Genomic DNA, 20,245 nt, shown 5'->3' with positions numbered 1-20,245 from the left:
TCTAAGCATCGGATGACTGACCACTTAATTTCAACACAGTACTTTAACAGAGCCTTCATTTACTGCTTTAAATTGAGTCTTCATCCCAAAAATCCTCTATTTCCTTCATAATTTCACTTGAAGGTGTTAAAGTAGCTTCTACAATTGATTTTCCTGTCTTTTTTAGATAATGCTTAACCATATGATAACCGCAAGCATATCCTGCACAATATGGAAGTCCTACAGGGAAAAAGCCTCGTAACTGAGCCATTTCATCACCATAAAGATACGCTGTAATATTCTCAAATCCAGTTGCATTTAAGCCATCTTTAATAATTGGCTTGATATAATTATTAAGAGTTTCCATATCCGTTTTACTTACCCAAGTTCCAATCATATCCTCACCAAATATTGAGGTGGCAAAGTTTTCAGCCAGACCCTCACTAATCATCATCTCTGCTAATGTAATATCATTTTTCCACTTTTCAAATTGAAAACGCACATTATGATTACATTCATGTGCCAAGGCTACAGGAAGTCTTTTAAGTGTATACTCATTTGGAACCAGGGATACAAAAATATATCCTGGGATACCTCCATCACCGCAATAACCATCATTCATAGACATATATGGGCTTTTAGGATTACCAAGTAAAATTGAAAATAAATAATCTTTTACAGGCAACTCATACCCAACTTTCATAAAACATTCTAAGGAATTTTTAATTGTATTTTCACAAGCACGCCATAAATTTGGGTCTGAAATCATCTCGATGTTTTTCTTTTGTTTATCATCTACCTCTGATGGGGCTAAAAATCCAAACATATTACTTGCTATAACTACATCATAACCACCTTTTTGTGATGATTTTATGGGTACATTAATGGAAGACCACTTAAATTCAAAAGGCTTCATCATTTCATAGCGATAAATGTCATCACGTTTTTCCTTTGGTGAATTCATCATTTTTTTATAAATTTCATCTGAACGCATTAGTGTAATATTCATTTAATCATCTCCCTTGTAATATTAATGTAAACTATGACGTAACGTGAATGTCAATATATTCTATAAAACAAATTGTAGATGTACAAAAGACCAGAATACATTTTTAATTTTACTATTGGCTCACATTGTAACAAGTCATATACTGTCTATGTATACTATATGCTGACCATATTAGGGTCATATTTAAACCTCTGTGAAACCTTCAAATATAAGAAGGAAGATCTAACCACTGCAATGCTAATGGATATAGCAGATAAGCCCTTTACTATGGAAGATATAATTTACTTTAAATAGCATATAAAAATTATTTTTGAAATATTTGTATTTTATGGAATTCCTATATATAATTATAATTAATACTTGTGGCATATGATGAATTGGATAAATAGAAATTTGTATATTAAAAAATTACGAGGTGAATTATGGAACAAAACAATTCAAATAATTACATAGTAAAATGGATTATCTTCATAGTAGTAGCAGTTGGAATTGCTTTTTTTATAAATAAAATATTAGAAAATATGGAGATAAATTTTTGGATTGCAAGGGTTATTGGTGGTGCGGTTATTGTTATTGTAGCAGTTCTTTTGTATAATTTGGTAATCAAAAACACTAAAAAATAAACCTACAAATCTAATTTGTATGTCAGTATAAATTATCGTTCATAATACACTTAAATAACAAAATAGAGGCAGCATCAATATGTAAAATAGACCCTATAGAATAGACAGTTAAAAAAACGTGCAAGACACGGTTTTCAATTGATTCTATTTTATAGGATCTTTTTTTATTGTAAACTATTTTAAAGGGGTTGATTATAATAGGAAAAAACTATTTTACAGAGGAACAATTAGAAAATGTATTAAAGAATCCTTACATAAAGAGCGCCAGCTCAAAGTCCATAACATACTCCGAAGAATTTAGAGCATATTTTGTATCAGAATATTAATCCGGTAAACTACCATCAGAGATATTAAGAAACTGTGGCTTTGATACTATTGCTTTAGGAAAACAAAGAATTGATAACATATCTCGACGCTTTAGGAATATGAGCAAACGCGAAGATGGATTTAACGACATGAGAAAAGGCTCATTTGGACGTCCATAAACAAAAAAAATTCCACACAGATGAGCAAATTGCACGCTTGCAGCACCAAGTTAAATACTTAAAACAAGAAAATGAATTTAAAAAAAATAAATTTTATAAACCAACAGGCGCAATGGAAGAACAAGCAAAGCCAGAAGAAAAGTTCAAAATAATTCAGAAAATGATTCGACGAGATAATAACTTGTTGAATATAAGCTGGTTGTGTGAATGTGCAGAAAGCGTACCTTTCAACTATCTTGGATGCTTAAACAAAACAGATTTTAATATATGTCTTAAGCGACTCTCTAGAAGTTGATTTTGTACTTAATACAGTAAATATACTGGTACGTGATCATGGTATTTCATTAACAAAGCAAACCATTTTTCTTGATATTAAAGTTTTAATACCACCAATCAAACCTGGTTCTTTTTTAAAGATGTTATAGACTTTACTTACATTCTTTACAGATATAAATTCACTCATTATATGTCTCCTTATTATAGTTATAGAATTACATATTCTCGCGAGTTAATTAATATTTTACCAGTATTTGTACAATTTACTAGACTTATAATTTCCTTTGTGTTACCCTATAGCTAGAGGTCTTTGTAAATATAAAATTGACTTTTTACCAAACAAGTCTTAACTAAAAATAACTTGGTATATTAACGTATTAGTTAAATAATTAAAGTATAAAATAGTATTTTCAAATATATATTATGATGATGAAAACTCTTACCTTGTAAATATGGTGAGAGTATTTTTATTTTCAAGGGTAATAGCAATGAAAAGTATTAGCTATTTAATGGAGCTAAAAAAAGATCCATGGATGAATTGATGGTAAAAGCTGATGAATGCGTTTATGTGGAAGATGGAGGAAGTTTTGAAATAGAAGCTGCTAAAGAACTAGGAATGATTGCAGTCCAAGCAGTTTTGGATTTACAAGATGGAACTTTCCAACCATCAGGCAGAAAAGAAAACTTTAAACAAATCGAGAAACCGCTAGATGTATTAAATTATATATAGATACTGATTGGGACAAGTGTGATCCCAATTTGTAGAGGAGGTCAAATATTGAATAATGATAGAAACTGGACAGTTTTATTTATTGGTGGAGCTTCAGGAATAGGAAAATCAAGCATAGCTTATGAAATTGCTAGATTCTATGGTGTGAATGTCTTGGAAGTAGATGATGTTCACCTATCTGTAGAAACAGTCACAACAAAAGAAAGTTTTCCTGCAATACATTATTGGGATACTGGTGTAAGTTGGAAAAGCATCGGAGTCGAAGGTAATGTAAACTGGTTGATTGATGTAAGCAAAGAAATGATTCCAATATTGAAAGCACTTGTAAACAGGCATCTCGAAGATAAATTACCTATCATTATTGAGGGAGATTTTATCAATCCTGAATTTACAAAATCTTTCCATAACCCAGAGGTAAAATCAATTTTTGTGAAGGAATCAGACAAAAATCAAATATTGCAGAATTATTTATCACGAGAAGGCGGCGATTTGCAACATTACAGAGCGGAAATAAGCATTGCATATGGAAAGTGGATCGTAGATACTTGTAATCAAAATGGCATTACAGTGATTGAGTCAAGACCTTGGGATAGTGTTTTAAATAGAGCTATAAAAAGTTTATTGTGATGCAAATGCTTTGCTTTGCAATCTGCAGTAAGATAATAAAGCAAAATGCTAAGCTCACAAGTTCCAGTTTAAAAGGGGTGAGGTTAAATCTGTGATTTAGAAATACGAAATAATGAAGTGAATAGAGCCATAGAAATTATGAGAGAAGTTGCTGAATGGGGAAGAAGTAGAGGCTTACGTGTTTGGTTAGATGAGTGGCTTTCTGCGGAACAATTAATTACTGATGAAGCTCAAGCAGAGAATTTTTATGTTGGAAGTGTCAATGGTGAGGATGTTTGCAGCTTTATTCTTCAATGGCAAGACAATGAATGGTGGCCGGATTCACCAAGGTATGAAGCTGCATATTTGCACAAGTTTTGTGTGCGTAGGCCATATGCTCACATGAAAATGACATGTAAGGTTCTTGAATGTATTAAGAAGGAATGTAAACAATATGGGGTTAGATGTATTAGATTAGATACTGGAAATAATGAAAAAGTAGTAAAGCAAATATATTTAGATGCGGGATTTAAGATAGTTAAGGTGATTGAGTTTGATAATGGAAAAGCAATGGCATTATATGAGCTGTGGTTTTAATATAAATAAGTTTTCACTTATAATTTCAATATGGTATTTTAACAGAGCTATAATTTAATAAAGTAAAAATTTAGAATGAAAAATACAGTTGTTTGTTTTATAAAAATTTGAATACTATAAAAAACGATTTGCACTATAAAAATAACTAAGTGTAACTAGATGAACTGTCTACATTGATAATACTATTTTAAAATTGAATATTGCAGATAAGAATGGTATTAGAAATTTCAAATAACCAAAAATGATATGGTATTAATTACTCCTAAATGATATAATTACAATTAATTGTATGATTTAGGAGTAATTAAAGATATAACAAATTATATTAAATGGAGAGTAAATCATGAATAAAGACATAAGAATGAATTATATATCTTTATCTATGGCTGTTTTTTTTATTTTTATTATGGGATTAATATACTTTTTGCTGAGAAAGTCAATGATTTTTCCATTAAAGGTAGGTTATACAGTTCTTGCATTGGTTTCTATTGCGTTAATCGTATTTAATATTATTATGATAATAAGAAAGTCAAATATAGAACATATAGAATAGTGGTGAAAAGTATAAGATATTATACTACCTTAGGGTTATTTAATATCTTTGCGTATAATCAACTGTTTTTTTACGGAATCTAATTTTTGAATATTGGTAGACCGCAAATTAAGAAGAGTAAGTTCTTAATCTGCGGTCTTTTGATTTGATGATGGCTTGAATGTAATTTGGTTGACACAGCTTTTTGTCGCCAATATAGAAAACTATATACTGCAATGTCTATAGCTTTAGTATTTATGAAGTTCGTAATCATGAATGGTGAACCAATAAACAATAGTAATTGAAATGTATAGTCTTAGGCGTTGTTATAACTTGACTAAGGCTATTTTTACAACTAAAAATACAGTTTCATAAGTAAGTTGTTAAAACAATTGGAATATACAATATTTATAAAAAATGTTATTATACACAATATACAAGGCTGATAAATTGTAATTCAGATAGGAGAATTAAAAATATGAATAATAAAATAATCATAGAAACAGATAGATTATTTATAACTGAACTAGATGAAAGTATGATAGAAAGTGTACATCTGAATTCATTAGATGATGATAATAGACGTTTTGTTCCAGATGAAGTATTTGAAACTATTGATAAAGCACGTGAAACTGTAGAATGGCTTATTTCTTGTTATCAAGGTGATGAAGGTCCTTTTTTATATCCAATGTTACTAAAGGACGGAAAAAACATTGGATATGTGCAAGCAGTACAAATAGAGAATGGGTGGGAAATTGGGTATCATGTAGCTAAAAAGTATACTGGAAATGGGTATTCAACAGAAGCAGTAATTGCTTTTTTGCCAGTGATATTGAAACAGCTTAATATATCAAGTATTTATGGAATTTGCCTTGAAGAAAACATTGCATCACAAAGGGTGTTGGACAAGTGTGGCTTCGTTATGGAATATGCAGGGCTTGGCAGTTATCAAGGTGTTGAACGACCAATTCGTCGATATAAATATAGCATATAGATAGTAAACAATTATATTATTAATTTTGAATAGCATAGTAAAAAGATTAAAAAGGGGATAAGATATGGGGAATTTTACACTTAAAAATACTTTAAACACAAGAGATTTAGGAGGGTATTTGTTAGAAGAAGGGGATGTAACACTTGAAAATTCCTTTATACGTAGTGATGCACCACTAAATTTATCAAATGAAGATATAAATTTATTAATAGAAAATAATATTAAAACAATTATAGACTTAAGAAGTGAGGAGGAAGCTAGGAAAAAACCTTATGCTATTATGAATAATAAAGATTTCAATTACTATCATTGTCCAATGTTTGGTGGAGCTGAGGTTCCTAAAAGCGAGGAGCTTGTGCCGAAATCATATTTTGAAATGGTGGATGAGCAAAAATCAATTTATAAAGTTATGAAGGTTTTAGCAAAGACACAGGATGGAGCTCTTTATCATTGTGCAGTAGGTAAGGATAGAACAGGTGTTATTTCAGCTCTTCTTTTATTACTTGCAAATGTAAAAAGAGAAGAAATCATTACTGACTATACAACTTCATGGGATAAATTGAAGAAAGAATTAATTGAATATTGCCAAGTAAATAAGAATATAGACTTAGGTATTGTAACACCTAAGAGGGAGTATATGGAGTTATTTTTGGATCTATTCCATGAAAAATACAATTCAATAGAAGAATATCTTATAAAAATTGGACTAGAAGAAAATGAAATTATAGCACTAAAAAGAAAGTTAAGAAAATAGATTAATTTACAGCGGGACGGAGTTTCTGTACCAAGTTTACGATAAATGATAGTTTGTAAAGGAGATTAAAATATGGGATTATTCGATTTTTTTAAAAAAGATATAAGTAAAATAGATTTTGCCAATATTGATTCTAATGAAAAGGCTCAGGAATTATATAAGAAAAAGATTCTTGAGCCTCTTTATTTGATGCCGTTGCGTTTTAATGGTCAACCTGTTCTTCATAATACATTATATGTGCCGCCGATAGTAGTTACATTAAAGGATAGGTATGATAATATGGTTGAAGAATTGCTAAAGCAGGAAAAGGTGAATGGCTATGAATGCAGACCAGAATATAGTGGTACTAGTTTCATTCCATGCTCTTTAACTATTATAGCTAAAAAAAACGGACAAGAAGTTTTTACTGAAACTATAAAAGTATGGTAAGTGGATTTTGATTTAAAATTTAGTAATGTAAATAGTAATTTATCGAGCAGTTTTAACTGCGGATTATTTATATTTTGCATAGGAGGGAAAATATGAAAAATTATACTCAGGTTTATGTGAAAAGTAGTTTTGAAGCGGCAGAAATGTATTGCAAAGCTTTTGGCGCAGAAATTACATTTGAAGTGAAAAATGATACCGAAACTGCTTATGTACACTGTGAATTATCCGTAAATGGTGAAGGTTTTTTAGCATTAGGAGAAGCAGCAAACCCTTGTGACATAAACATAGTTCACAAAATGAAATGGGAAACAATGACTTTTAATGTTTTTGAGATGGGAAGTGAGGAAGCGGTTTGTAATGCCTTTAATATTTTGAGTAATGGCGGTGTTATTATAAATCCCATTCAGGAAGTTCCATGGAGCAAGTGTTGTGCGACTGTTATAGACAAATTTGGAGTGTGTTGGTGGATTGCAATATGATAAACCCAATAAGCATAATACGAAACTGACAAATTCCAATTTGCAGTTAAGATATCTATACTATATAAAGGAGATAACATGAAAAAACATATAATTATTGCAGGTGTGCCACGTGCTGGTAAAAGCACAGTATCACAGATGGTTTCTAAAAAATTCGGCTATCAACATATTAGCATGGACTCAATTATTGCAGGAATCGAAAAAACCTTTCCTGAAACTGGAATTGATTCTGATGCTGATATGCAACCATGTGATAACCTTGTTAATATAAGTTCAAAAATGGCGCCATTTATTCGTGCAATGATGGACAGTGGTGAGTATGATGAGCTTGATTATGGAATGGTAATTGATATTTATCAACTTTTACCCCAGGACTTCATGCAATATATAGATGATTCTATTTGTGATATTTATTACTTTGTTACCTCAGAGGTTACAGCTAAAGAAAGATATGAGCTGTTAAAAACATACGATACACCAAATGACTACACATATTACTTATCTGATAAAGAAAATATGGAAAGCTGTATTTCAATTGTTGAAATAAGTAAATTACTAAAAGAACAATGCTTAAAGTTTGACTTACCTTATTTTGAAACCTCAAATAATAGGAAGGATGTTATTAAATCTTTCTTAAAATCATTGAAGTAATAAATAATGGGACATTCTTATAATACGAAGCTAACTAATTCTAATTAATATGTTAGCAAATACTAATAGAGCAACAAATTCCAACTTAAAGTTGAGTGATAAAATAGTAATTGTAAGTATTTAAGAAAGAAGGCTATAAGGTAATATGGATAAAGAAATTGCAAATAAAAAGTTCTGGGAAAAGGTTGCAAAATTTTATACACCAATACAGGAAAGAAAAAATGCAAAACTATATCGAGAATTATGTGAAATTATATCAAAGTCGCTGGATAACAATATGCAGGTTTTAGAATTGGCCTGCGGAACTGGACAACTTTCAGTTCCCCTATGTAGGAAAGTAGCTGCCTGGGAGGCAACGGATTTTTCAGAGAAAATGATTGAAGAGGCAAAGGTAAGAGCATCTAATTTACCTATTGCTTTTTATGTGCAAGATGCAACGGATCTACCATATGAGGATGGAAGGTTTGATACAGTTATTATTGCAAATGCGCTTCATATTATGCCTAATCCTGATAAAGTACTTACAGAAATTAGACGTGTGTTAAAAAAGGGAGGATTGCTGATTGCACCGACTTTTGTATATGACGGGAAAATTAATAGGATACGAATTTGGTTAATGGAAAGAGTTGGATTCCATACTTTTCACAAGTGGAAATCTAATGAATATGTAGAATTTGTCTGTAAGAAAGGTTTTTATTTAATCCATAGTTCTGTAATTGAGGGCGAAATGTTGCCTGAATGTGTATTGATTTGTAAAACTTAGATTCAAATTTAAGGTTAAGTAATATTAGTAATAATTTAATGATGATTCTCATACAAGGAGATAAAGGAATGATTTTATTTGTAGAATGTATTATTGCATGTGCATTATTTACACTAATTATATTACCGCCTTTCTACAAAGATCCAATTAAGCATATTATGTCTTATCCTAAGGAAATTAGAGAAAGAGTAGAAAGTTTGCCACAGTATAAAGATAGTATACAAGCAAAAGAAAAAACACATTTAGCAGTTAAACTAATTGCTTTATTGATTTTTTCAATTGTACTTGCTGTCGTTTCATATTTCTCTGGTGCAAAAGACTTTACAGCTGCATATTTCCACGTATTCATATTATTTTTTGTTGTGAACATTTATGACATGATAGTTTTAGACATTGGCCTTTTTTGCCATAGTAAAAAAGTAAGGATACCAGGAACTGAGGATATGGATAAAGAATATAGAAATCCGTGGCATCATATAAGAGGTGCTGTTATAGGAACTATAATTGGTGCTGTTGTTGCATTATTATCAGCTGGAATAGTTGGTGCTATCTAAATAATCCCTGTAATGTTGCTCGATATAACAGAAAAGCCATTTACTTTGGAGGATATAATATATTTTAAATAATAAACAATATTTCCTTCAAGGATTTGGAATTATGTTAATATTTTAGATATAATAATAGTTAATACTTGTATATTATGGTGAATTAATTGGAGGTAAAAGTAAATGGATTATCCATTTGATTGTATAAGTGAATTTATATTTGCTGAATCTGAGATAAAGAAATCAGATGTAATTTTAATACCAGGAGCAAGTCAACATCAACTTATGGAAAGAGCAGTGGAACTTTATAAAAGTGGATTTGCTAAATATATACTGCCAAGTGGGGGACCCAATTTTAAATTACCTAATAATAAGTCAGAGTGGGATTATTTAAAAGCAATAGGAATTAACTTAGGTATACCTGAAAATTCAATTTTAAAAGAAGATAAAGCACAGAATACATTTGAAAATGCTAAATTTTCATGGAATGTATTACAGTCATTAGATATGCAAATTGAAAGTGTTATTTTAGTGTGTAAAGCATATCATGCAAGAAGAGCCTTATTAACATACAAATCAGTTTTTCCTTCAAGTGTAAATTTTTATATCTCTCCTATAATAGATAAAAGAGGAATCTCAAAGGATAACTGGTTTTTAAATGAAGATAGTATTAGAATCGTTATGAATGAAGTGGTGAAAATAGGAAGTTATTTTGAAGATAAAATAAATAAGTTGGTTTAGTGTAATACTCAATTTTTATAAATAGCGAATAAAAACATGACAAAAACAGCACTAATATATGGGAATATTAGCGCTGTTGTGAAAATACAACATATCTCTTATGATTCAAGTTGAATTGTCTTGAATCTTTTTAATTCTTCTTTATTAAGAATGTGTTAGAAAGTACAAAAGTATGAATATCCTAATTTTTATTTTTATTACGTATAATGGTATTATTGGAAGATAATATAAAACGCAACAAATTAGAAATCTATTTATAAAGTAGGTGGAAGCGTTGATATATATATAAGATTCTTCTGAAAATGAAATGATATTAGAATTCATTTATGCAGAGTTATTTTTAGATAGATTTTCTGAGAAAGTTAATAAAGCAATAAGAGACAGTAATTCTAACATTGATATTATTACTAATCCAAACTTAAATTGTGATATCGAAAACCGATTAAGAAAAAATATTTTTGAAGAATATCATGACTATAAAAAGGATTGCAGGGATTAATATTTTTACAATCACAAGCGACAATAGGGAGAATATCTTAGAAAATATACTTTATGAAATATAAGTATTAATTCAATTACGGCATCAATCATAGATTATAATGAAAATTATTCTGAAGCAACATTGTAATATAAAACAACTAAAAGGGGTGGGATAGTGCCATATATAGAAAATGAAAATATACAAATTTATTATGAGGATATTGGTATCGGTGAACCAATAATTTTTTTACATGGGTGTTTTTCAAGGGGGATCATATCTTTTTCTTCTCAAATGTTTTTCTTTCAGGCAACGACAGAGTTCAGAAGTATTTTACCAGATCTAAGAGGGCATGGACGGACTATTTCAAAATGTAACGAATGGACAACTCCACAATTAGCAGACGATATCATTAAATTAATGGATTCATTAAATATTTATAAAGCACATTTAGTTGGACATAGTTTTGGCGGTGATGTTGTATTTTATTGTGCGATTAAGTACCCTGACAGATTTTCCTCAATTACATCTATAAGTTCTACAGGTTCGGTAAATGATAGTGTTCTAAATATGAATGAAGAATTTAATCCTGAAACATTGGAAGGCAAAGGGAAATTCAAATTAATAGAGATTTTAAAAAAGAATCATTTTGATTCTTGTAATGGAGATTGGAAGCATTTTCTTAAACAAGTTTTATTAAATAATGAGAAGTATCCAGATTTTTCAGATGAAGATTTGAGAAAGATATCTGTTCCAGCATTATTTATTTTTGGTAAAAATGATGATTTAATTAAGGAAGAAGAAATATTTCGTTTAAAAGAAAATATAAGAGATATACAAATTGAAATCTTAGATGGATGTGGACATAGCCCACATACCTTGTTAGAAGAACCTATGAAGGTAAATGATATAATATATAATTTTTTCAAGAAAGTAAAAAAAGAATGTTAACTCACATCTTTCTTAAGAGACTAAGATACTATCAAGGTAGCATAGATTTAGATTTAATAAGTAAAGGTTAAGATTATAGAAAGCTTGCCAAAAGCTATATAATATTCATCTGTACATTTGATTTGCTTAACAAAGGACGACATAAATATACTTTTCAAAATATATGTTTAGAAGATAATAGTATAATGTTAAATGATGAAGCGCAGAAGATAGTATTAAATACAAAAGGATTTATGAAGGATTTAAGTGAAGAGTTATTGGAACTTCTAGGGTATGTAGAAAATTCAACAGATTCTATGGCAAAAGGTACTAAAGGAAATCTCGTTAAAAGCATACATAGAAGGGGCCAAGAAGGAAAAATAGAAGTTGCGAAAAATTTACTGGATATCTTAGATGATGAAACAATTGCTAAAAAAACAGGATTATCAGTAGAACAAATAAAAAAACTTAGAAATAATGACAATAAAAATTAATGATTTAAGGCTAGCTATGAAGATTAGCCTTTATTTTTGTATCTGTCACAGATAAATTCAAATTTGAAAGGATAGTGCAATATGGTGAGAGAAATTTGGGATGCTTATGATAAAGATGGTAATAAATTAGGATTTGACCAATATAGAGATGAGCCTATTCCAGAAGGTATTTATCATATTGTTGTTGAGATTTATGCAATAACAGAAAATAATGAAGTGTTGATAACTCAAAGACATAAAAATAAACCATGGGCATTAAAATGGGAAGTGACTGGTGGCTCAATCTTGAAGGGTGAAACACCAGAGCAAGGTGCTATAAGGGAACTAAAGGAAGAAACGGGAATAGAAGTAACTGTTTCTGACCTGAAATTTGTATATTCTTATATTTATAAGAATATTCCTTCAATTTACAAATGTTTTGTAGTATTCATAGATAAAGAAACAACAAAAATTCAATTACAAGAAGGAGAAACTATTGATTATCGTTATCTGTCCTATAATGGGTTTAAACAATTTATTCAAACAGATGATTATGTCGATTTGGTAAGAGAACGTTTTTGTGTTCATGAAAAATTATTTGATACCGTTATTAATCAGAGATAAATTCCAACTTATATGCTTGAAATTAAAGTTTTTAATATAAAAAATTATATAGGTTTATTTTTTATAAAAATTTTACATTATATAAATAAGAAAAAATTAGTGCGCTAACACTAAGTTAATCCTTAGAACATTTATTTTGTTTTAGGGCTTTAGAAAGATTTTTATAGCTAATTCTAGCATATCTAATGCCACCCCTACTAACTATGATGAAATATTCACCAATAGTTTAGTGAAAATAAAGAGTAATAATTTTTACGGACAATGCCAGGAATACATAGGAGTAAAACCTTCAAAACTTCCGTAGCTATCAACTACTGATTTCAAAATATTGCTTTAGAATTATACCATAATTATTATAAATATGAGGTTTGGCAATGCATCAAAATCGAAGAGGAAAAATCAGCTCTACAGAGTAGATACTATAAATCTGTTTTGTAGAGCTTTATTATTTTGACTTTGGGGCTTTAGGTTTTGGCTATGTTAAACAGAGTACTTTAACAGAGCCTAGTTTTTAAATGCTTTTTAAGTGAATGCTGCATATAAACATATTTTTATTGTATATATGCAACAATATGTTGGATATATGCAACATTGACCGTATAATATATACAAAGGAGGATTGTTATGGTTAGAAGAGGAAAGATTTTTAATACAAAGATAAAATTATTAAGAACTGAACGTGGCGTTACACAAGAGGATTTAGCTATTGATTTAGGCGTTAATAGAAGTACAATATCAGAAATAGAGAGAGGTACTTTTAATCCTTCATTAAAACTTGCTTTTTCAATTGCTAACTATTTTAATAAAACCGTTGATGAAATATTTGAGGTGTTGGAGGTAGATGATAATGACTAATATGCAATCGATATACTTTGAACTACATTTACTATTTTCTGTAATGATTATGGGTGCATATATTGTTCTTATGGTTATTGTTAAGGATGAATTAGAAGAAAAAGCTCAAGGTTATGCTTTAAAGGCTTCAAATTTATTGACTATTATAGCATTTATATTATACGTATTATATAAAGCAGTAGCAGGAAATATTGACTTTACAGTTCATACAATATTATTTTTTATCAATATTCTCTGTGTACTTTATTTATTATTTAATCATCTTTATATGAAAGGTTTAGTAATATCTTTTAAGATTAAAAATGTTAAGATTTTAAATATCATATGTAGTATATCAGCAGGGATAAGCGTTGTTTTATTTATTACAGTGAGTTTTAAGGTGAAAATTTTTGAGCTTTCTTCAAGCTTTATTAGATTAGATACTTTATTAATGATGATAAACCTAATAATTATTTCATTAATGATAGGATTATATCCAAGGAAAAAGGTAGGTAGAGAAGAATATAAAGAGATGAAAAAGACTGCAGATAAGGTATCGAAAATATTTTATATAGTTTATGGAGTATTTACCTTATGTCTAATGGGATACTTTGTCTATAAATTTTATACTCAATAATATAAAGTGAATTCTTATATTAGTTTATTAGTTTAATAGTTTAAGATGCTATTTTACAACGGGATGAGTTCTCTTCTCTTTAAAAAGTGATAATAATTTGGGACAGGGGGACAGACTAATGTCCCACACAAGAGTAAAGTTGTAAGGAAGATAAAGATTGTAATGGAAATTATTAGACGAAGCTACGTAGAAATGCTATAATTAAAAATATTCTAATGAATAGGTTATCATTATGCAAGTTTTTACGGCAGAGTATGAATTAATATTTGTCAAAGCTTGTTCTAACAGAAAATCATATTTTTAATTATTAAAGGAGATAAATATATGTGGTGTCACTTCTTATATAATAACAATAAAATCCGTTAATTTATAATAATGAATAAAAATTTATCCACATTTAGGTGGTCTTTTTCTTGTGAAAAAAATTGTTATTATTAAGGAGAATGATATTATGAATATTAAAGATAATGTATTAAGAAAATATCTTGAGAATGTATATATAATAGGTGGAAATGCCTGTTCTGGTAAGTCAACAATGGCAAAATTAATAGCTGAAAAATATGGATTTACCTTATATCAAATGGATGAGCATTATGAAGAACACAGAAAAATGGCCAATGAAACCGACCAACCTAATATGTGTTATCCAAGAGATGATATATATGCATTTTTTAATCGTCCAGTTTTGGAGTATGCAAGCTCATTGCAAGGTGCCATAAAAGAAGAGGTTCCTATGGTATTATTAGATTTAATTGAGCTTCAAAAGGACAAGCCTGTAATAGCTGATGTATTATTTACACCAATGGATATTGAGGGGGTTATACCAAGAGATAGAGCTGTATTCTTGACATCTAATAGAGAATTGGTAGAAAGTGATTATTTTAATAGACCAGAGAAAAGAGACTTTTATGATTGTGTTATGTCATTTCCTAATCCAGAGGCAAGCTTTGAAAATGTGTTTAATGTAGTGGATTTAATCAATCAACGAGAAAAAGCTATTATTGAGGCAAGTGGATACTATTCTATTGAAAGAAAGATAGATAGTAAGGTATTAGATGTTGTTAGATGTATAGAAAAGCATTTTGATTTATAAAGGGACGGAGCTACTGTCCTAGGCCGTGCAAAGATAACTTTATGAATATGAAGATCATAACTTGAAGGTTTATTCAGATGAGGAAATATGTAGGATGAGGTTTAGGATAATTTACGGTTAACCGTACCATAAGTAAATGAGGTTTATAGTCTTAGACATTGATATTACTTGTCTAAGGCTATTTTTATTAGTGAAAATACCGTGTCATAAGTAATAATAACTTGGGGAAATATGTATGATAAAAGAAAAAAGTTTTAAAGTAATATACCAATAGTAATTCGTCAGTGGTTTCAGTTGTTCATTTCACAAATAACAGCTGAAGATAAATACATAGTGGGTGGAGGAAGAAATGGAAAATAATATTGAAAAAAATCAAAAGTATTTACACAATGGAAGTGATGAAGCTATGGATAATCGAATTGAAAGACTTAGAAAGTATATTGATGAAATTCTATTAAATATGAAAGACGCTGAAGAAAGAAGATGTGGTTATCTCCATCTATATGGAGTTTCACAAGCATGTGCAATGATTGCGCTCAAAAGAAATCAAGATGTTGAATTGGCCACCATGGCTGGTATGTTACATGATTTACATTCATATAAGACTATGAATACTGAAAATCATGCTGAACACGGAGCAGTTTTGGCACGTCAAATTCTTGAGGAGCTGTCACTGACAACTGATAATGAAACAGAACTGATATGCTCAGCTATCTGTAACCACAGTTCAAAGGCCACAACTGACTCTGCACTTGATGAGATATTAAAAGATGCAGATGTTTTGCAGCATTGTTTATATAATCCTCTTTTTCCTGTGATGGAGCATGAAAAATGTAGGTTTCAAAACTTACTAACTGAATTTGGTATTTTGAGAACATTATAAGCATAATGCTGAGTTCAGCAAATTCAAATTTGTAGCACTACTATTATTAGATGAAGGGACATAAGCTCCGTCCCCCTGTCCCATTCAATGCCTGGTCTGATTCTAGAGCTTGAAACACAAATTCAATATTGGTAGGGAACGGTTGAAAAAAGCAACGTGAATTAGATATAGCTTATGTTAAAAAAGTATTTAAAGCCACTGAATTTATTGAATTAAAAGCTTTAGACCATGGTGAATTTGCTAGGGGATGTCCCAAAGAGTTTGGAAAGAAGGTGGAAGCTTTTTTTTATGTTAAATTTATAAAATAAATAAAATCAATCAGGGACTAGCAGGAAGAAGCTTTTCTTAACTAAATAACATTTCATTTAGTTCTGCTTAATGTGTCCACTACTTTATACTAACATCTTTATAAAGCAGTGGAATACAAATTACTGCTGGCTATTCTGAATTTTAGCAATGGTCAATATAGATATCCTTAGAAGAGAATAAGCTAGGATTTGCCGACCAGAAAAGTACTAATATCTATTGACACTAGACTAAAAATCCACTGCTAGTTTTAAAATTTCATTACTCATATTTATTTATCTTTTTCAAAATTATTTGATATTCAACAACATTTTTGAAGACCTTAACGGTATACACATCTATGTGAAATCAAATTCCATTTAATTATGGTGGTAATTGTCATGCCTACTATAAGAGAAAATTTTAGTTACAATCAAAATAAAAATGATATACTTCCCCTGTTTACAGAACTGCTCGTAAGCAGAACTCCTGTTAAGCGTACCTGCGAGATATTAGATATAAGCCCTAAAACCTATTATCATAAATTAGAATGGCTCTATAGGAAGTGTCTTGAATTTCTTGAAAGGTATGAAACTAAAGCCTTTAAGAGCATGGAATTTGATAAGATATTGCTCAATACAGACAAGATGATATATTATCTTAATAATGTTAGGAGAAAAGGTAAAGGTGGACTTGATTATGATACTGAGGATACTAAATTTCAAACATACCTTGTAGCCAGTAGCGAACTTTATTCAAGGTATGTATTTAGAGCAGATATAGCCTATGACTTTACTATCACATAGGAGCAGATTGAGACTGATACAATAAAGTACCATGATGACAACCTATACGGTTTTGCAAGGAAGAATGAAAGATTGAGATTTCCTTATGCCCCACAGCCTCCTGTTTCTAATGATGATGAAACTAACTCAGAGTACGAGATAAGGCTGTCCGAGTTTAATAGAAGAAAGGACTATATAGAGGGTATGCACACAAATTCAAAATACACATCTGTAGCACACTATTGGCTTATTAAAGAAATGATAAACTGCAATAAGTGGAACTTCATATCTGATGAAGATAGTTCCATCATAGACACTATTATGAGAGTTTTTACACAGTCTATTAAGGATAAGGAATCTCACTACTTCCTTTGTAAATTAAACCGTAATTTAAGTAAAAAAGAGGCATATAATCTATTTACAGAGGCTAAGAAAGAACTCAATAGATGGGTTAAGGATAATGGAAAGAAAGGATTATCTTCCTTTGATATACAAAAGCAAATAATAGCAGAAAAATTAGCATATCACAGCCTTTATGACTATGAAGTTAAAGATGGAAAGAGTTATATATATTCTAACTATAATCCAAGGTACGCCCAATATGCTATAACTATTTTAAGGATATTTTATAACTTCTGTTGGGCTTTTAGAAGTTGGAATGGTGATGTATTAACTACTTCACAGAGAATAGGTATTACGGATAAGCAGTTTACCTACAATGATATAATATACTTTTCTTAAATCTTACTTATTTCATTATACTGGAAAAGACTACATGGTTAGTTTATAATATAAATATATAATGGTAGAATATTACTAAATATGAATTATATGGGGCGAAAAAGATGGAATACGAAATTTTTATTTATAGTAGACCTGGGAAGGATATAGTTAAAAGAATCAAGGAGATTACAGAATTATTAACAGTAAAATGGTTTACTAATAATGTACCAGAGGATACTGAACGAGATTTGATGTTTCAGGATGTGGTATGTTTAAGTGTAGATGGATTAATAGTATCATTTATTATGTTTACTTGTTTAGATGGTACAATAAACATCAGTATCATGGGAACAGACCCAGACTATAGGTGGAAAGGGTTTGGGACTACCATTATTAACTATTTTTTTAAATATGTTAAAAGTTTAGGGTTTAAGTACATAAGGGTTTTTACAGTACCACCAGAAGTAAAAATCTCCTACAAGGAAACTTTAAGTTTCTATGAAAAGAATGGCTTTAAAATTGAAAAAAGATACACTGAATTATGGGAAAATGGAGCAATAGAATTGATAAAGGACTTACAAGATATTTAAAGATTATTATAACACAAGTATAATATTTAATTCGCAACCTTCTTATATTATCAATCAATAATTAAATAACTGTAAAAAACTATGCTAAGACTGTTGTTAAAGCATAGGTTTTTTGTTGTAAAAATGCTTGTAATTTTTAAGTTTGCACCCCTAAAGTAAACCCGTTAGTACGAGGAAACATCTTTTTTATCCATTGTTCTTTTATTTGCTCATGGAAAGTGTGATCTGTATGAAGTGGGGGGGCACTATTATCAGCATAAAAGACATAAAAGCAATAATTTTTGTAGGCGAGATGCCAGCCGACGGATTCAAAGTATTTTAAGTATTCGGCTTTTTCTTCTTCTTTAATCGGGGGCAAGTCAACAGCGTATTGCATTTTCCTGGGAACGCCTTGCCTGAGAATTATGTGAAATTTTGTGCATGAGTCGTAGAGCCACCCATTCAAAGCTTGTTGCTCAAGTTCTTGTATTAGATATTTTTCTCTTGTCATCCATCCCATAAGATAGTTTATTTTCTTAGTTTTTGCTGCTTTCATAAATTATTTTCCCTCCTTATATTCTCGATGATATTTTTACTCTGTTCAACAATCTGTGATCTTCGTTTATATTCCTCAACAAGTAGACGTGTACCCTCTGGAGTTAATTGATAGCTTTTTTTATCTATTTCTACGATTTCAATCAGATGCGCATCTAGCAGTTTTTTCAAATTTGTATACATACTTGCAGGTCCTACAATAAAAGTTCCACAAGATATATGCTGAATTTTTCTCATCAGTGCATACCCATGATCCGGTTCAGTAAGACAAAGTAAAATATAATAGGTTGTATCAGTTAATTGTTCATTTTTAATTGAATTTAGTCGTGACAATTTTGGACCTCCTAATATATCCATTAATGATATATCCATTGATGATATAGTAGCATCATATTTTACCAATATCAATCTAAAATGTAATATTTACCTAAATAATGCTTGGGACAGTGGAGTGGGTACATAAATTTGGATTCTCATGAGGTTTGAAATAGGTAGAAGAGGCTGGGATTAAAGTATCAAAGGAAAAAGGGATTACAGCTTTATGGCAAAATTATTGCTAGCTAAATATAGTGATTTCAAAGGTTTAGAGTAGTTATTTTGGTTAAACAGTAAAAAATATGCCACCTGCCATAATTTCTTCACATAAGTTAAGAAAATTTAGATAAGCAAAAAGCTTACTAAAGAAAGTCACATCATCAACTTCAAATAGCTATATTTGGAGTTATGAGCAGTTGGAATCTAGAATTGTTAATTGGTATTTGCAACTTTTCATGCAATAAAAAAAGGGGAGTTCTCTCCCCCCACTTTAATTATACCACAACCAAAAAATAATTTACAGACTGTTATTTTGCCTCCCTAGACAGTATACTTAAGAAGAATTTTATGATTCGGTTATATGGTTCCAACTTTAACTATTAAGTTATGCATGCCTCAAAAATCCACAGATCACGGTGTTTTTGAACATGCATAACTTAAATTTTCTTAATGGAACCCTATATAAGGGTCCCAACTCAACTATTAAGTTATACGTGCCCGATAATCCCCATAAGCCGGGATTACCGAATAAGTATAACTTAAGTTTCGATATAGGAACCCTATATATCAGTTTCAAATATTAAGTAATGCATGTGTTAGGTTCATAGAAGTATGATTTTTCAGCAGGCGTTACTTAATTTTTCGTAAT

27 protein-coding genes and 1 pseudogene are annotated in these 20,245 nt (G+C 30.0%); 24 read left to right on the top strand and 4 right to left on the bottom strand.

Features of this window, described 5'->3' with window-relative positions; genetic code table 11:
* Positions 1-67: 67 nt before the first annotated feature.
* Positions 68-988 (bottom strand): DUF2268 domain-containing protein, encoded by a 921-nt coding sequence (locus GXK57_RS20435; RefSeq protein WP_160679877.1) that lies wholly within the window; start codon positions 986-988, stop codon positions 68-70.
* Between the two features lie 422 nt (positions 989-1,410).
* On the opposite strand from GXK57_RS20435, the gene GXK57_RS20430 reads away from it, so the two are divergent.
* Together GXK57_RS20430 and GXK57_RS20425 are read left to right on the top strand one after the other, a co-directional pair.
* A complete protein-coding gene (locus GXK57_RS20430) occupies positions 1,411-1,611 on the top strand; it encodes a hypothetical protein (RefSeq protein ID WP_160679876.1) in 201 nt (66 codons plus the stop codon).
* A 471-nt stretch (positions 1,612-2,082) separates the two neighbouring features.
* Positions 2,083-2,391: a hypothetical protein gene (locus GXK57_RS20425; protein WP_160679875.1), complete on the top strand. Its 309-nt coding sequence runs from the start codon at positions 2,083-2,085 to the stop codon at positions 2,389-2,391.
* Positions 2,392-2,427: 36 nt separating this feature from the next.
* Here GXK57_RS20425 and GXK57_RS26930 read toward each other — a convergent pair whose 3' ends face one another.
* Positions 2,428-2,559 carry a hypothetical protein gene (locus GXK57_RS26930; protein ID WP_279285521.1) on the bottom strand — a complete coding sequence of 44 codons (132 nt, stop codon included), beginning with the start codon at positions 2,557-2,559 and terminating at the stop codon, positions 2,428-2,430.
* 342 nt (positions 2,560-2,901) lie between these two features.
* Between GXK57_RS26930 and GXK57_RS20420 the strand changes: the two genes are divergently transcribed.
* From GXK57_RS20420 to GXK57_RS20315, 22 genes and pseudogenes are all read left to right on the top strand, one after another.
* The gene (locus GXK57_RS20420; protein ID WP_202127758.1) at positions 2,902-3,102 is read left to right on the top strand and encodes a hypothetical protein; all 201 of its coding nucleotides are present in this window, start codon (positions 2,902-2,904) and stop codon (positions 3,100-3,102) included.
* Positions 3,103-3,150: 48 nt separating this feature from the next.
* Complete coding sequence (locus GXK57_RS20415) at positions 3,151-3,729, top strand: hypothetical protein (RefSeq protein WP_160679874.1); 579 nt, start codon at positions 3,151-3,153, stop codon at positions 3,727-3,729.
* Between the two features lie 138 nt (positions 3,730-3,867).
* Entirely contained in the window at positions 3,868-4,305 is a 438-nt protein-coding gene (locus GXK57_RS20410; RefSeq protein ID WP_207710240.1) for a hypothetical protein, read from the top strand.
* Between the two features lie 343 nt (positions 4,306-4,648).
* Positions 4,649-4,858, top strand: coding sequence for a hypothetical protein (locus tag GXK57_RS20405; RefSeq protein ID WP_160679872.1), 210 nt, complete (start codon positions 4,649-4,651; stop codon positions 4,856-4,858).
* A gap of 457 nt (positions 4,859-5,315) precedes the next feature.
* Positions 5,316-5,831 carry a GNAT family N-acetyltransferase gene (locus GXK57_RS20400; protein WP_160679871.1) on the top strand — a complete coding sequence of 172 codons (516 nt, stop codon included), beginning with the start codon at positions 5,316-5,318 and terminating at the stop codon, positions 5,829-5,831.
* 64 nt (positions 5,832-5,895) lie between these two features.
* Positions 5,896-6,585 (top strand): tyrosine-protein phosphatase, encoded by a 690-nt coding sequence (locus GXK57_RS20395; protein ID WP_160679870.1) that lies wholly within the window; start codon positions 5,896-5,898, stop codon positions 6,583-6,585.
* Positions 6,586-6,657: 72 nt separating this feature from the next.
* Positions 6,658-7,014 (top strand): hypothetical protein, encoded by a 357-nt coding sequence (locus tag GXK57_RS20390; RefSeq protein WP_160679869.1) that lies wholly within the window; start codon positions 6,658-6,660, stop codon positions 7,012-7,014.
* Positions 7,015-7,106: 92 nt separating this feature from the next.
* A complete protein-coding gene (locus tag GXK57_RS20385) occupies positions 7,107-7,493 on the top strand; it encodes a hypothetical protein (RefSeq protein WP_160679868.1) in 387 nt (128 codons plus the stop codon).
* 78 nt (positions 7,494-7,571) lie between these two features.
* Positions 7,572-8,144, top strand: coding sequence for a hypothetical protein (locus GXK57_RS20380; RefSeq protein ID WP_160679867.1), 573 nt, complete (start codon positions 7,572-7,574; stop codon positions 8,142-8,144).
* Positions 8,145-8,289: 145 nt separating this feature from the next.
* Complete coding sequence (locus GXK57_RS20375; protein WP_160679866.1) at positions 8,290-8,907, top strand: class I SAM-dependent methyltransferase; 618 nt, start codon at positions 8,290-8,292, stop codon at positions 8,905-8,907.
* 68 nt (positions 8,908-8,975) lie between these two features.
* Positions 8,976-9,461, top strand: coding sequence for a hypothetical protein (locus GXK57_RS20370; protein ID WP_160679865.1), 486 nt, complete (start codon positions 8,976-8,978; stop codon positions 9,459-9,461).
* A gap of 174 nt (positions 9,462-9,635) precedes the next feature.
* Complete coding sequence (locus tag GXK57_RS20365) at positions 9,636-10,193, top strand: YdcF family protein (protein ID WP_160679864.1); 558 nt, start codon at positions 9,636-9,638, stop codon at positions 10,191-10,193.
* 655 nt (positions 10,194-10,848) lie between these two features.
* The gene (locus GXK57_RS20360) at positions 10,849-11,622 is read left to right on the top strand and encodes an alpha/beta hydrolase (RefSeq protein WP_160679863.1); all 774 of its coding nucleotides are present in this window, start codon (positions 10,849-10,851) and stop codon (positions 11,620-11,622) included.
* 14 nt (positions 11,623-11,636) lie between these two features.
* Positions 11,637-12,095, top strand: a pseudogene (locus GXK57_RS20355) (transposase); the annotation flags it as partial.
* A gap of 81 nt (positions 12,096-12,176) precedes the next feature.
* Entirely contained in the window at positions 12,177-12,698 is a 522-nt protein-coding gene (locus GXK57_RS20350; RefSeq protein ID WP_160679862.1) for an NUDIX domain-containing protein, read from the top strand.
* Positions 12,699-13,322: 624 nt separating this feature from the next.
* Positions 13,323-13,553, top strand: a complete 231-nt coding sequence (locus tag GXK57_RS20345) for a helix-turn-helix transcriptional regulator (protein ID WP_160679861.1) — start codon at positions 13,323-13,325, stop codon at positions 13,551-13,553.
* On the top strand, positions 13,546-14,169 hold the full coding sequence (locus tag GXK57_RS20340) for a hypothetical protein (protein WP_160679860.1): 624 nt from the start codon (positions 13,546-13,548) through the stop codon (positions 14,167-14,169). The genes GXK57_RS20345 and GXK57_RS20340 overlap by 8 nt, the downstream gene beginning before the upstream one ends.
* A 451-nt stretch (positions 14,170-14,620) precedes the next feature.
* Positions 14,621-15,262 (top strand): hypothetical protein, encoded by a 642-nt coding sequence (locus tag GXK57_RS20335; RefSeq protein WP_160679859.1) that lies wholly within the window; start codon positions 14,621-14,623, stop codon positions 15,260-15,262.
* Between the two features lie 349 nt (positions 15,263-15,611).
* The gene (locus tag GXK57_RS20330; protein ID WP_160679858.1) at positions 15,612-16,145 is read left to right on the top strand and encodes an HD domain-containing protein; all 534 of its coding nucleotides are present in this window, start codon (positions 15,612-15,614) and stop codon (positions 16,143-16,145) included.
* 686 nt (positions 16,146-16,831) lie between these two features.
* The gene (locus tag GXK57_RS20325) at positions 16,832-17,236 is read left to right on the top strand and encodes a hypothetical protein (RefSeq protein ID WP_160679857.1); all 405 of its coding nucleotides are present in this window, start codon (positions 16,832-16,834) and stop codon (positions 17,234-17,236) included.
* 72 nt (positions 17,237-17,308) lie between these two features.
* Complete coding sequence (locus GXK57_RS20320; RefSeq protein ID WP_160679856.1) at positions 17,309-17,956, top strand: hypothetical protein; 648 nt, start codon at positions 17,309-17,311, stop codon at positions 17,954-17,956.
* A 104-nt stretch (positions 17,957-18,060) separates the two neighbouring features.
* Positions 18,061-18,528, top strand: a complete 468-nt coding sequence (locus GXK57_RS20315) for a GNAT family N-acetyltransferase (RefSeq protein WP_160679855.1) — start codon at positions 18,061-18,063, stop codon at positions 18,526-18,528.
* A 136-nt stretch (positions 18,529-18,664) separates the two neighbouring features.
* Here the strand turns inward: GXK57_RS20315 and GXK57_RS20310 are convergent, their stop codons facing one another.
* Entirely contained in the window at positions 18,665-19,063 is a 399-nt protein-coding gene (locus GXK57_RS20310; RefSeq protein ID WP_160679854.1) for a DUF2812 domain-containing protein, read from the bottom strand.
* Positions 19,060-19,395 carry a PadR family transcriptional regulator gene (locus GXK57_RS20305; RefSeq protein WP_160679853.1) on the bottom strand — a complete coding sequence of 112 codons (336 nt, stop codon included), beginning with the start codon at positions 19,393-19,395 and terminating at the stop codon, positions 19,060-19,062. Before GXK57_RS20305 ends, GXK57_RS20310 begins: the two co-directional genes overlap by 4 nt.
* Positions 19,396-20,245: the final 850 nt, after the last annotated feature.

The sequence above is a fragment of the Clostridium sp. C8-1-8 genome (assembly GCF_009928445.1).
GTDB lineage: Bacteria > Bacillota > Clostridia > Clostridiales > Clostridiaceae > Clostridium_AR.
The sequence above is the reverse complement of the archived record's forward strand: the minus strand, read 5'-3'. Positions and strand labels throughout refer to the sequence as shown.

Bases quoted from the DNA above. Each gene is read 5' to 3' on its own strand.
- GXK57_RS20330 (WP_160679858.1), top strand. From the start codon at position 15,612: ATGGAAAATAATATTGAAAAAAATCAAAAGTATTTACACAATGGAAGT.
- GXK57_RS20335 (WP_160679859.1), top strand. From the start codon at position 14,621: ATGAATATTAAAGATAATGTATTAAGAAAATATCTTGAGAATGTATAT.
- GXK57_RS20405 (WP_160679872.1), top strand. From the start codon at position 4,649: ATGAATAAAGACATAAGAATGAATTATATATCTTTATCTATGGCTGTT.
- GXK57_RS20380 (WP_160679867.1), top strand. From the start codon at position 7,572: ATGAAAAAACATATAATTATTGCAGGTGTGCCACGTGCTGGTAAAAGC.
- GXK57_RS20315 (WP_160679855.1), top strand. From the start codon at position 18,061: ATGGAATACGAAATTTTTATTTATAGTAGACCTGGGAAGGATATAGTT.
- GXK57_RS26930 (WP_279285521.1), bottom strand. From the start codon at position 2,559: ATGAGTGAATTTATATCTGTAAAGAATGTAAGTAAAGTCTATAACATC.
- GXK57_RS20350 (WP_160679862.1), top strand. From the start codon at position 12,177: ATGGTGAGAGAAATTTGGGATGCTTATGATAAAGATGGTAATAAATTA.
- GXK57_RS20420 (WP_202127758.1), top strand. From the start codon at position 2,902: ATGGATGAATTGATGGTAAAAGCTGATGAATGCGTTTATGTGGAAGAT.
- GXK57_RS20435 (WP_160679877.1), bottom strand. From the start codon at position 988: ATGAATATTACACTAATGCGTTCAGATGAAATTTATAAAAAAATGATG.
- GXK57_RS20345 (WP_160679861.1), top strand. From the start codon at position 13,323: ATGGTTAGAAGAGGAAAGATTTTTAATACAAAGATAAAATTATTAAGA.
- GXK57_RS20385 (WP_160679868.1), top strand. From the start codon at position 7,107: ATGAAAAATTATACTCAGGTTTATGTGAAAAGTAGTTTTGAAGCGGCA.
- GXK57_RS20390 (WP_160679869.1), top strand. From the start codon at position 6,658: ATGGGATTATTCGATTTTTTTAAAAAAGATATAAGTAAAATAGATTTT.
- GXK57_RS20310 (WP_160679854.1), bottom strand. From the start codon at position 19,063: ATGAAAGCAGCAAAAACTAAGAAAATAAACTATCTTATGGGATGGATG.
- GXK57_RS20410 (WP_207710240.1), top strand. From the start codon at position 3,868: ATGAGAGAAGTTGCTGAATGGGGAAGAAGTAGAGGCTTACGTGTTTGG.
- GXK57_RS20325 (WP_160679857.1), top strand. From the start codon at position 16,832: ATGCCTACTATAAGAGAAAATTTTAGTTACAATCAAAATAAAAATGAT.
- GXK57_RS20365 (WP_160679864.1), top strand. From the start codon at position 9,636: ATGGATTATCCATTTGATTGTATAAGTGAATTTATATTTGCTGAATCT.
- GXK57_RS20395 (WP_160679870.1), top strand. From the start codon at position 5,896: ATGGGGAATTTTACACTTAAAAATACTTTAAACACAAGAGATTTAGGA.
- GXK57_RS20430 (WP_160679876.1), top strand. From the start codon at position 1,411: ATGGAACAAAACAATTCAAATAATTACATAGTAAAATGGATTATCTTC.
- GXK57_RS20400 (WP_160679871.1), top strand. From the start codon at position 5,316: ATGAATAATAAAATAATCATAGAAACAGATAGATTATTTATAACTGAA.
- GXK57_RS20370 (WP_160679865.1), top strand. From the start codon at position 8,976: ATGATTTTATTTGTAGAATGTATTATTGCATGTGCATTATTTACACTA.
- GXK57_RS20375 (WP_160679866.1), top strand. From the start codon at position 8,290: ATGGATAAAGAAATTGCAAATAAAAAGTTCTGGGAAAAGGTTGCAAAA.
- GXK57_RS20340 (WP_160679860.1), top strand. From the start codon at position 13,546: ATGACTAATATGCAATCGATATACTTTGAACTACATTTACTATTTTCT.